This window comes from Allotamlana fucoidanivorans, from assembly GCF_006265225.1.
Lineage (GTDB): Bacteria > Bacteroidota > Bacteroidia > Flavobacteriales > Flavobacteriaceae > Allotamlana > Allotamlana fucoidanivorans.
Map to the genome: position 1 here is coordinate 158,928 of NZ_VDCS01000009.1, position 11,537 is coordinate 170,464.

The following is an 11,537-nucleotide window of genomic DNA, read 5'->3' on the forward strand; positions in this document are numbered from 1 at the left end:
TTTATTTAGCAAATATAATTTTTTATTACAGTATTACAAGTTTCTCTATTTTTTCCACCGTTTTATCTAACCGATTTGAATGTACTTTCAACTTATAGACATAAACCCCTTTTCCTATTTTATCACCAAAATCATCTCTGCCATCCCATACTATATCCCTTGATAATGACGAGCTGGTTGTTTTTATGCCTCCTGAGGTTTGTCCATTTAATGTCCTTACCAATTTACCAGAAACAGTGAATATCTGTATAGAAACGTCTAAAGACTCTGAACTATTGTGATTGAACCAAAATTCTGTATAATTCACAAAGGGATTCGGGTAATTTAGTACCTTATCAATCACCAATTCCTGATTCTCATTATACACTACAAATTGAATTTCTGAAATCGACGAATTATTGTAAACATCCCAGGCACGAACAGTTAACGTATGTAACCCAGGCTCAATGTCTCTTAAAGGAAAACTCACAACACCTTTTCTATAATTATCTACTTCGGTTTGGTAATAGTCATTTAAAATAATAGGATTTTTTTCATCCCCATCTATTATAGCCACGATATCATGCCCTATTCCACTTGCCGTATTTATACCATTGGCGTCTTCCAACTTTACTAATAAGGTAGGAGACTGATTTGTTATACCTCCAGAAACAAAATTTTCATCATTCATATAAATTTGCATGACTGGCCCAACATTGTCTTCTTCAGCATTTTCGTTAACCCCTCCAATTTTTACTATATTTACATTAGCACCCGACTGGTCTTGGGTAAAAGTTTCGTTTCTTGCATAGAAACTCACTTTACCATAACCCACTGGCACCCCAATATCTTTAGGCACCACAAAATCAAATTCAAATTGTCCGTTGGTAACTGAAGCTTGTCCCCTAAAAATAACAGCTCCTGGTGTTTTAAAATCCATCACCACCAGCTCACCATTTAAACGTGTACCATCATTGGCCAAAGTTCGTCTGTCAATATCTTTATCAAAAATGGTAGTAGAAAGCGTTCCGTTGTAATTAGACATAAGGTTTCCAGATGCATCTGTTACTTCTCCTGCTAATTTCACATAACTAAGCGCTTTGAGCGTATCTGTAGCTTGCCCAATTGGCGTATTATTTATTTTCGTTAATCGGACATTGGGTTTAGCAAAGGCCAGCTTCATAGCAGGATCACCTATAAAAAACACTAGGCGTCTTTGCGTTTCCCTAGATACTGAAGGATCTGCCTTAGCAAGCCTAAGCGCTTCGGCCATTGACGGGTAATCTTCCTTATTAATTAAATCATCACTGTAAGCAAACAAATATTGCCCTAAAATATTGTTAAACGAAGTGGCGAACCTCACAAAAATTTGACGTGTTGTAGTAATTAAACCAATAGCACCTGTTGTTTTATTCCAATAGGTAAATTCACCTGCCGTTTCTCTAAGCGGATTATCAAAACGGGTAAACTCACAGGTTACTGTTACAAAACAATTTAATTTACAAACATTGCGGAAATTAAGAATATCTGGTTTTAACAAGATACGTTCTGAAGCCAAACCATCTTCGCCACCGTGACCAAAATAATTAACTACTAGCGCCCCTTTATCTACAGCATTACTCAAGGCTGTTGTTACTTTGGGATACCTATCTCCACCAGCCGATGATTCTTGTTTATAGGAATCTGAATGTATTTTTACCACATTCATAGAAGGTTTCTTTTCTGTTACCAGATTTCCAATATAATCGGTTGTCTCCTGCAATATACCTTCCCAGTCTTTATCAACATCATCAGAAACCACAACAAAATCATTTCGCCAACTTCCATAAGCTTCTTTAGCATAATACGATTCAATTTTATCAACCATTTCTCTGGCCCGCTGTGGGGTTTCTGCCAATATTCTACCTACGGCAAGATCTAGCATATCACTAGAAGCCATAGTGCCTTCATTATCATCCATCATGCCATAAAAGTCATCAGACACATAAGAACTCGTCAAGCTAAAACTGTTATATGAATACCATGAAGGCACAATATTGGTATTATTAGGCAATCTATTCTTATAATCAAAAGAACCATCACCAAACAGACATAAATATTTAAGCCTTTTATCTGATGAACTAGCATTGTCATATACGTATTTCACAAAATTCCTAATCGCTCCAATATCTGCATTTCCAGTAGAAAACTCTGTATAAATATCATTTAAAGTGTAAACCTTTACATTTAATTGGTTTTGCTGTCTGTTTATTTGTGCTAAACGTTCTGCCTGAGCCAGCATATCACGTCTTGCAATAATGATATAGTCAACATCTTGAAACTGGTCTTGTGCATTGGTGAACACAGTTCCTTTTATATCTTGATTGTTAACTTTAGTTTTGCTATCAAATTTTGGTTCATAATAATCAAGCGAGGTTACAGCTACAAATCTTTTTACGGTTCCCATTTGTGTTTGAAACCTAAAACTAGAATCTCCATCTGTGTTTTCAACGTTTGAAACATTATATAAATCAGTAACATCCCATACCTCTGAAAGATTACTAGCATTACCAATAACATATTGCCCTATACCTGTTTCGGTAGCTAATACCTTGTTTTTAAACTTAAACTGTTTCTTATTAAAATTTAATGCGCGTGTTCCCTCAATAGCAATGAAATCTAAATACGCAATAGAACTTGGGTTGCCTTGATTATTATAATTTAGATTAACAGATATTTTTGATGACCCTACGTTAATAACATTATTATAGGAAGCTCCTGATGCTAAATTAGTTGAAGAGGTTGCAAAAAAGTTCAGATTGGTGATGGATTGCCCATTTACTGAAACAGCCATTGAAGTGCCTATTTTTGCGGTACTAGCAGCAACCACATGTAACCTGACTGGTTCGGTAGTTATCAAATCAGGAAATTCAAACTCAAAGGACTTATTATTTTCAATATCAAACTTATCTCCAAACCATCGTCTTCCTAATGATAATAAATTATAATCATCTTGTTCATAATATTGATAATCATCAAATGTATCAAGAATACGATTTGGTGTTCCCGTTGGCTGACTAAAATTTCTAATGCGCTTTCCTTCCCCTGCGCTTACATTAATATAATAGTAAGTACGGTTAGTGTAGCAATTAATGTGAGTGATACTTTCAGCATTATAACCTTTAGGTCCTTTGGCATAAAACAGTATGTAATCTTGATTATTAAAAACCCCGTCCTCTTCTCCAACAAACTTTATAGCATTTTCAGGCACATCATACGGATAAGGCTCAGCATTGGAATACGGAATCATATCACCTCCATGACCAAATAGCTTTATTGTTCTGGGATCTACATTGTTTACATTAACCCCCAAATTCTGTAAAAAACTTTTACTTAATTTATAAACGCCAGACGCTTCAACATAAAACCTATACCAGTTGCCATTAGCTAAAACCGAATTTGAAACACCTTTAATATTGTAACTCTTAGCTGTGATGCTTTGTTTCCTTAAATTTGCCCCAAATTGATAATTCAACTGAAAAGACACCACTTTTTTATATCCACCGCTTACATCTTTAACTATAGGCTTCAGTTGAAACACGGTATATTTTTCGTTTCTAGATTTGGCATTTCTTAAGGTAAAGCTTAATTCTGAAGCTATTTTACTTTTATCGAGGTCTATAAGTTCTTCCTCTGAAACATTCTGGTAAACAACATTTTTTAAAACAACCGTATTAGGGTTTACTATACCTTCTGATGGCCATTGATCTGTAAACAGAAGCCCATCTATGAAATTAAAACTATAATAGTCTTCACTAAAAGACGGCACTTCTATTGAAAACCCTTCTCCAAATACTCTTTTAGAATCCTTCCAATCAATACGATACTGGCGTTGTTGTGCATAAGACACAACAGAAAACCACAGTAATAAAAACAAAAATTTCTTTCTCATTGTTACATAAACGTCATGAAAGCCTCTATATTATTAAAACTATTTCAATTTCAAAAACTGATTCAAAAATACAATAATAAATCTGTAAATCGTGCGTTATTACACAACAAAACAGAGATCAAAAACAGGCAAATCATCGATGTAATACACGAAAAAAAGGACGAAATACACATTTTTTTGGTTAAAATGTAAAAAATGGCTTGCGTTATTCGGTTTAATTCTTATATTGCAGCACCAAAATTATTATTAGCTTACTTAAAAGTATGGATATGAAAAAAGTAGTATCATTAAAGGTCTTATTAGTTTTAGCACTTACTGTTGCTTCAACTAGTTGTAAAAAGTCCTCTAGTTCAAAGAACAGTTCCAGAGCTACCGGATGGCAAATTAACTCTCGCGAAGGAGGGTTTCAATATAACACAAACTTCAAGGAACAAGAAACATCTCCTGGATTAGTGTTTATAGAAGGTGGAACATTCACCAAAGGTAGAGTTCAAGATGATGTGATGCATGATTGGAATAACTCCCCAAGTCAGCAACACGTACAATCCTTTTACATGGATGAAACAGAAGTTACCAATGCTATGTATATGGAATACTTGGACTGGTTAAAACGTGTATATCCGCCCTCTGAAGATAATTTTAGAGCTATTTATACGGGTGCCCTACCAGATACATTGGTATGGAGAAACCGTCTTGGTTTTAATGAAGTTATGACCAACAATTACTTGCGTCATCCTGGCTACGGTGAGTATCCTGTGGTTGGTGTAAGCTGGATTCAAGCAGTTGAATTTGCTAATTGGCGTTCAGACCGTGTTAATGAACACAACCTTGAAAAAGCAGGATATTTGAAACGCGATGCCAAAATTACCGATGTAAATTCTGAGCAAACCTTCAGTACAGACACTTATATTAATGCCCCTACACTTACCTACGGAGGAAATGAGGAAATCATTAATGGTGATGTTAGAGGTAGAAGAAATGTAAGAACAGATGCAGACGGCAATGAAACAGGCATCTACGCTACTCGTGAAACGGGTATTATTTCACCAAAATACAGACTTCCTACAGAAACAGAATGGGAATATGCCGCCTTAGGGTTAACAGAAATTAGAAGCTATAACTTATACCGTGGACGTAAAAAATATCCATGGGATGGACAATATACACGTTCTGGAAAACGCAAAATACGTGGTGATCAATTAGCTAACTTTAAGCAAGGAAAAGGAGATTACGGCGGAATTGCAGGATGGTCTGATGATGGTGCCGATATTACCAATGCTGTAAAATCATACGAACCAAATGATTTTGGATTATATGACATGGCAGGTAATGTTGCTGAATGGGTAGCTGATGTATACAGACCTATAGTAGATGATGACTTTAATGATTTCAATTATTACAGAGGAAACGTTTATACCAAAAATGCCCTAAATGAAGATGGCACTGTAAAAGTTGTTACGGCTGATGAAATTGTTTATGACACCTTATCAAACGGAAAATTAGTTGCCAGAGATTTACCAGGTGAAATATTACAAGTTCCTGTGGACGAAAATGAAACTTATTTAAGAACCAACTTTGATAGAAGTAACCACATTAATTTTAGAGATGGTGATAAACGTTCATCACGCTATTATGAAAGTTTTAATGATGAGGAAGATGGAGATAAATCTGCCGAAGCTGAAACAAGAAAGATGTACAACTCTCCAAAACACAGAATCACAAGGGATTCTTTAGGAAATATTATAAGAGAGTATGACAAAGGAAACAACAGAACCTCTTTAATAAATGATGAAGTACGTGTTTACAAAGGTGGTTCTTGGAAAGACAGAGAGTATTGGTTAGACCCAGCTCAAAGACGTTACTTCCCTCAAGATATGGCCACAGATTATATAGGATTTAGATGTGCTATGTCTAGAGTAGGTTCAAAAAGCAAATACAAAAACAAAAAGAAAAACTAATCATTTTTCTAAAACACATAAAGTCCTAACTTATTGTTAGGACTTTTTTTATACCTTTATTTTAAAAATACCACCTTTGAATATACAACAACTTCACCGCCTCTTTTTAACAAGTCACGGTGCCTGTACCGATACTAGAAAAATTAAACAAAATGCTATGTTTTTTGCCCTTAAAGGGGAAAACTTTAATGGCAATTCATACGCTGAACAGGCCTTAAAATCGGGCGCTCGGTATGCTGTTGTTGATGAAGACGCTTATAACCTTTCTGAAAACACTATTTTAGTTGAAGATGTTTTAGAAACGCTACAGCAGTTAGCTTCATTTCATAGAAACTTTTTAAAAGTACCTATCATTGCACTTACTGGAAGTAACGGCAAAACCACCACCAAAGAACTTATTAACACCGTATTATCTCAAAAATTTAAAACTACTGCCACAATTGGCAATTTAAACAATCATATTGGTGTGCCATTAACGCTCCTTTCAATGAATGCAGATACCGAAATAGGCATTGTTGAAATGGGTGCCAATCACTTAAAAGAGATTGCTTTTTTATGTAACATCGCTCAACCTGATTACGGCTACATCACCAACTTTGGAAAAGCCCATCTTGAAGGTTTTGGTGGCGTTGAGGGGGTTATTAAAGGTAAAAGTGAAATGTATGATTACCTCATTAAAAATAACAAAACCATATTTGTAAACGGCACCGATCCTATTCAATTAGAAAAAACATTAAATACCAATCGTTTTGTATTTAATGCGCATGACTCTGATGTATCCATAAAATTTGTAAGTGCACAACCCTTTGTAACATGCCAATACAAATCACTACCTATTGAAAGTCATTTAATAGGCGATTATAATTATAACAATATTGCAGCAGCCATAGCTATTGGGCACTATTTTAAGGTAGATGCTATTCATATCAAATCTGCCATTGAAGCATACACCCCTACCAATAACCGCTCTCAGATTATAAACCAAGGCAATATAAAAATCATTCTTGATGCCTATAATGCCAACCCAACAAGCATGCGAGCAGCATTACATAATTTAAAAAACTTGAAAGGCGAAAAAATAGCAATTCTTGGCGATATGTTTGAGCTTGGCAACGATGCCAAAACAGAACATCAAAATATGGTTGATTTGGCTATTTCTCTAAATATTGATCAAATCATTTTTGTTGGTGAAAACTTTCTCGAGACTAACTTAAATAGTTCTAAAGCATTTAAATTTAAATCGTTTGAAGATTTTAAAATGGCATTTAATTTGTCAGAAATTAAAAACAAAACGTTATTAATTAAAGGCTCTAGAGGTATGGCTTTGGAAAGGATTTTAGAGCTTCTATAACATTATAAAAGACTAAGTATCTGTTCTACGTAGAACAGATACTTTTCCTAAAACTATTGTTATATTTAATTACAATTTAATAGCTAATGTTCCTTTTTTTAATTTAATGTCTTCTTCATTTTAACTAATTATTTTATTACTAGCTTTTTAATTTCCGTGTTTTCTTCTTTAGATATTTTCAACAAATAAACACCTGATTTTAAACCAGAAATATCAAGTTTCCCATCTATTAGAGATTTGCTCATCATAGCTTTTCCTAACAAGTCGAAAACAGAAATCTCTAACCTAGATTGATCCGTATTTTCAATATTGATATAACCTAAGGATGTTGGATTAGGATATATTTTAATGAAATCTTTGTTATATTCTCCAACATTCAAGGATAAATCTTCTAAATTCCTTGCAGTAACTGTCATACTCTCATTATTATTACGAACCAAAACAACCAAGTCTTTTGGCGTACTAGGAATATCGGTAGGAATAATGATATAATCCGCAAACGGAAAATCTGCCAAAAACTCTAAAGTACCACCACCACTACTGTCGCTTATGGTATACGTATTATTTAAAGCAAACTGTCCAGATTCGCCAAAACTGGCATTTTCTATCATGATTAATTCAGATTCATAATCCGAAAAATTGGCGGCTTTTAACTGTTGTATAGTAATGGTCTCTGGCGTTCTAGGTGCATTTGATAGGGCATTTCCATAAGGAACTTGACTTGTTTCTAAAATTAATTCACCATTATCACCATGCTTTAAATAGCCCCTAATATTTTCCAAAACATCACCATCAACATAAGGATCTAAAAAACCATTTTCGTCACTAACCACAATACCTGCACTATCATCTTGAAAAAAATGCAAGTTGTTATTATCATCAAAATTATAATAGGTAGAGGTTACTTGGCCAGTTACCCGATAGTACATTCCTGGATCGACAGATTGATTCCTAAGTGCTAATATATCTGCAACATCGATATAAGACCCTACACTTACAATAACGGAGTAAGTTGCAGCTGGAGACCATGGATCACCTAAATTATCTACTAGTTGCGCGACATATTTATAGGCATTACCCGGAAGCATCCCAGGTAAAAAAGTATCTATACCTGTATCAAAAGCACAGCCACTATTTACTGGACTATCATCACTTGCATCCGTAAGCCACCATCTAATAAAACCATCACCTCCAGTACCTGTACAACCATTATTATCAGAAGACATTATGAAATTGGCTACATCAAAAACCAGCGCAGCATTTGCAGCTGTGCCAGGATCCATATTTTCTAAAACACTTCCATTTGGTACGCCTTCCACAATAAGCTTTGCTCTACTAGGGTCTAAAATATCCAGAGAGCTTCTAGAAGTGATATCTGGATTATTATTTAATGGAATCACAATCCCTACCAAGTCTGCCGTACTAGGAATAGTAGCACCAATATAATCGGCTTCTGGAAACAAGGTCCTAAATGGAAAATTACTGCCGCTACCATCATTTATACTATAAAAACTACTAGCACTAAATGTACCTGAAGATTGAAATGTGGCATTCTCAACCATGACCAATTCTGATTCATAATCTTCTAAATTATCTCTTATTTCTTGAGTCGTAATAACTTCGGGAACTATTGGAAAATTCATAGTAGGAGTTTCCCATGCTGCTTCAGTAGGGATAAATCTTAAAATGCCGTTTACCTCTTCTAAATGCCCTTTAATATTGGTAAGCACATCGCCTGTTCCATATTCGTCAATTTCACCATTTTCATCATAAACCAATATACCAGCGGTATCATCTTGAAAATATTGCTGATTTTGATATACAGAACCCCTAGAATAGGTATTTGTAACTGCCCCAGAAACTATATAATATTTATAAGCTTCAAAAGTTCCCATGGGGCTGACCCTAAGTGTAGCTAAATCATTAACAGTTTCATAAGCACCAATATTAACGGTAATAGTATAATTTGCTTCAGGAGTTATAGCTACTCCTGAATTGTCAACCAACCAACCTGTTACTATATAACTTTTTCCTGCCTCTAAACCATTTACATCCTGTTCAACACCCTCATCAACAGCAAATATAGTACCACTAGTCACTATTTGATTATTACTTAAATCTTCTACATTCCATTTAATAAAACCATCACCACCACTACCTGTACCGCCTCCAGCATCATTGGACAAGTTAAAATTAGTTGCTTCAAAACCTACAGTTGGGTTGTTATTTGGTAATTCAGGATCCGCCGAAAGCGTCGACCCACTGGCAGGAGCATCCGTTAATGCCACCGAAGGCATTGCATTCATTATATCTTCCCAACTTGTTGCTACCCTAATACCATCTATAAAACCAGATGGCCCATTGGAGCGCTGACGAATCGCTACAGATGAAATTGAGACAACCCCAGCAAAAGCTTGAGATGCTTCAGCCGTTATTGGTTCGCTTGCAACAGGACTGTTTAGCACGTATAATTTTGATGTTCCTGAAGAAATAATATAGGCCGCTATCATGAGATAGGTTGTGTTCTTTGAATATACTGTTGTTCCCCATTCAATCTGAGCATTTGTGCCTTGTGAAATAATTCCAAAATTAATTTTTGTATTATCACCATCATCTTCTTTCACAAAAACTCTGGCACGTATATCGCTTGAACTATTTAAACTCATAAAAAAACTGCCACCAGCACCTGCTTCTAAAACATTGGTATCTAAATTGACCAAAGCGCTCATATAAACGGTACCAGTAGTTACAGTGGCAAACGACCTGTTTACGGCTTGCCCATTGGCACCATTGCTTATTTCGGCACTACCACCAAGCCCTGAAGATGGATAGCTCCCCATTGACAAACCCATATCATGATTATAAGCAACATTAGGAGGGCCCGGGCTATGTTCACTCCAATTAAATCCAGATACAAGTAAATCTGTGGAAGTTGTGCCATAATCAAAATTCTCTTCCAATAACGTTTGCGAAAAAACTATTGAGGAGGTTAATACAATAACAAATAAAAAGTAAAAATTTTTCATAATAGTTGGTGTTTGTTAATAGCTATGCAAATTTATGTGACCTAAAACCATAGTGATATTCACCAAGTAAAATACAGGTTTGAGGTTAGCTATTACTTATAGGAAGGGATTGCTACTAAAAACTCATTAATAAGGAAAATCTCTAATTGGATATGCTATAGTTGATCTTTACACAACCAACATTCCATTTGAGTATGTTATAAAAAGTACATACTTTTAGTAAAATAGATGATTAAAAAGTGCCCACGCTATACAGCACAGGCACAATTTCTAATTCTCCCTAAGAACTAATTAATAGCATTGTAAAGTTAGCATGTGACAGATAAGTTTACAATACCTAATTTGGGGTATTCTGTTTCAAATCATCGAAAAAAAGAGTCCTTAAAAGAGATTTTAACAAGCTAGACTTTTTTATTGCTTGCAATCATCAAAAAAACAATCTTATCGTCTTAACTATTTTGACTTTTGAATGCCTTTTACCTATTTTTAGTTGAAATTGCTATTCAAATATATTTTATGAAGGAAAAACAAGTTGCTCACGTTTTAAATCTTTGGAAAAATAATCAACCTTTACTCCCAGAAAAAAAGGAGATCTTTCTAGATGCTATTGACCAAATTGGATCTTTATTTGCAATTGGTTCCTATTATTACTATATCTTCAATTTTCAAACTTTAGACATAGATTTTACTCACAAGGGCACACAAGACGTATTAGGCATACCTGCTTCAAATGTTTCACTAAACACCCTATTTGAACTTATGCATCCTGAAGATTTAGCTAAAATGCATTCAAAAGAAGAGTTAGCTGCTCGCTTCTTTTATGAAAACATCGTTCCCCACGATATAGTAAATTATAAAGTTATGTACTTACTCCGATTAAGACATAAAAAGGGAGGATACCGAACTATTCTTCAACAAACTAGAGCATTGCACCTTTCTAATGACGGAATGATTCAAAATTGCATTACGGTTCATACTGATGTAACTTATTTAAAAATGCCTATTACCCATCAAATTTCGTTTGTTAGTGATACACTTCCTTGTTATTATGGATTGGAATGCGACAATAAGTTACATAAAATGGAATATAATCTGCATAGCATCCTAACTAATAAAGAAAAAGAAATTATTAAATTGATTTCTATTGGGGAAACCGCAAAAGACATTGCAGAAGCCTTGTCTATTTCTATTCATACAGTAAATACCCATAGAAAAAACATTCTTAAAAAGACCAAATGTGCCAATACTGCCGAACTTATGGCGAAATGTTTAATGGCTGGTATAATATAACC

Annotated in this window: 5 protein-coding genes; 3 read left to right on the plus strand and 2 right to left on the minus strand. The window is 34.8% G+C overall.

What is annotated here, in order from left to right:
- Nucleotides 1-25: 25 nt before the first annotated feature.
- Entirely contained in the window at nucleotides 26-3,910 is a 3,885-nt protein-coding gene (gene porU, locus FGF67_RS10635) for a type IX secretion system sortase PorU (protein WP_139697562.1), read from the minus strand.
- 263 nt (nucleotides 3,911-4,173) lie between these two features.
- Between porU and gldJ the strand changes: the two genes are divergently transcribed.
- Nucleotides 4,174-5,868 (plus strand): gliding motility lipoprotein GldJ, encoded by a 1,695-nt coding sequence (gldJ, locus tag FGF67_RS10640; RefSeq protein WP_199240680.1) that lies wholly within the window; start codon nucleotides 4,174-4,176, stop codon nucleotides 5,866-5,868.
- A gap of 76 nt (nucleotides 5,869-5,944) precedes the next feature.
- Nucleotides 5,945-7,219 carry a UDP-N-acetylmuramoyl-tripeptide--D-alanyl-D-alanine ligase gene (locus FGF67_RS10645; RefSeq protein ID WP_139697566.1) on the plus strand — a complete coding sequence of 425 codons (1,275 nt, stop codon included), beginning with the start codon at nucleotides 5,945-5,947 and terminating at the stop codon, nucleotides 7,217-7,219.
- Nucleotides 7,220-7,347: 128 nt separating this feature from the next.
- Here FGF67_RS10645 and FGF67_RS10650 read toward each other — a convergent pair whose 3' ends face one another.
- On the minus strand, nucleotides 7,348-10,245 hold the full coding sequence (locus FGF67_RS10650) for a T9SS type A sorting domain-containing protein (protein ID WP_139697568.1): 2,898 nt from the start codon (nucleotides 10,243-10,245) through the stop codon (nucleotides 7,348-7,350).
- 516 nt (nucleotides 10,246-10,761) lie between these two features.
- Here FGF67_RS10650 and FGF67_RS10655 point away from each other — a divergent pair.
- Complete coding sequence (locus FGF67_RS10655; protein ID WP_139697570.1) at nucleotides 10,762-11,535, plus strand: helix-turn-helix transcriptional regulator; 774 nt, start codon at nucleotides 10,762-10,764, stop codon at nucleotides 11,533-11,535.
- Nucleotides 11,536-11,537 lie beyond the last annotated feature (2 nt).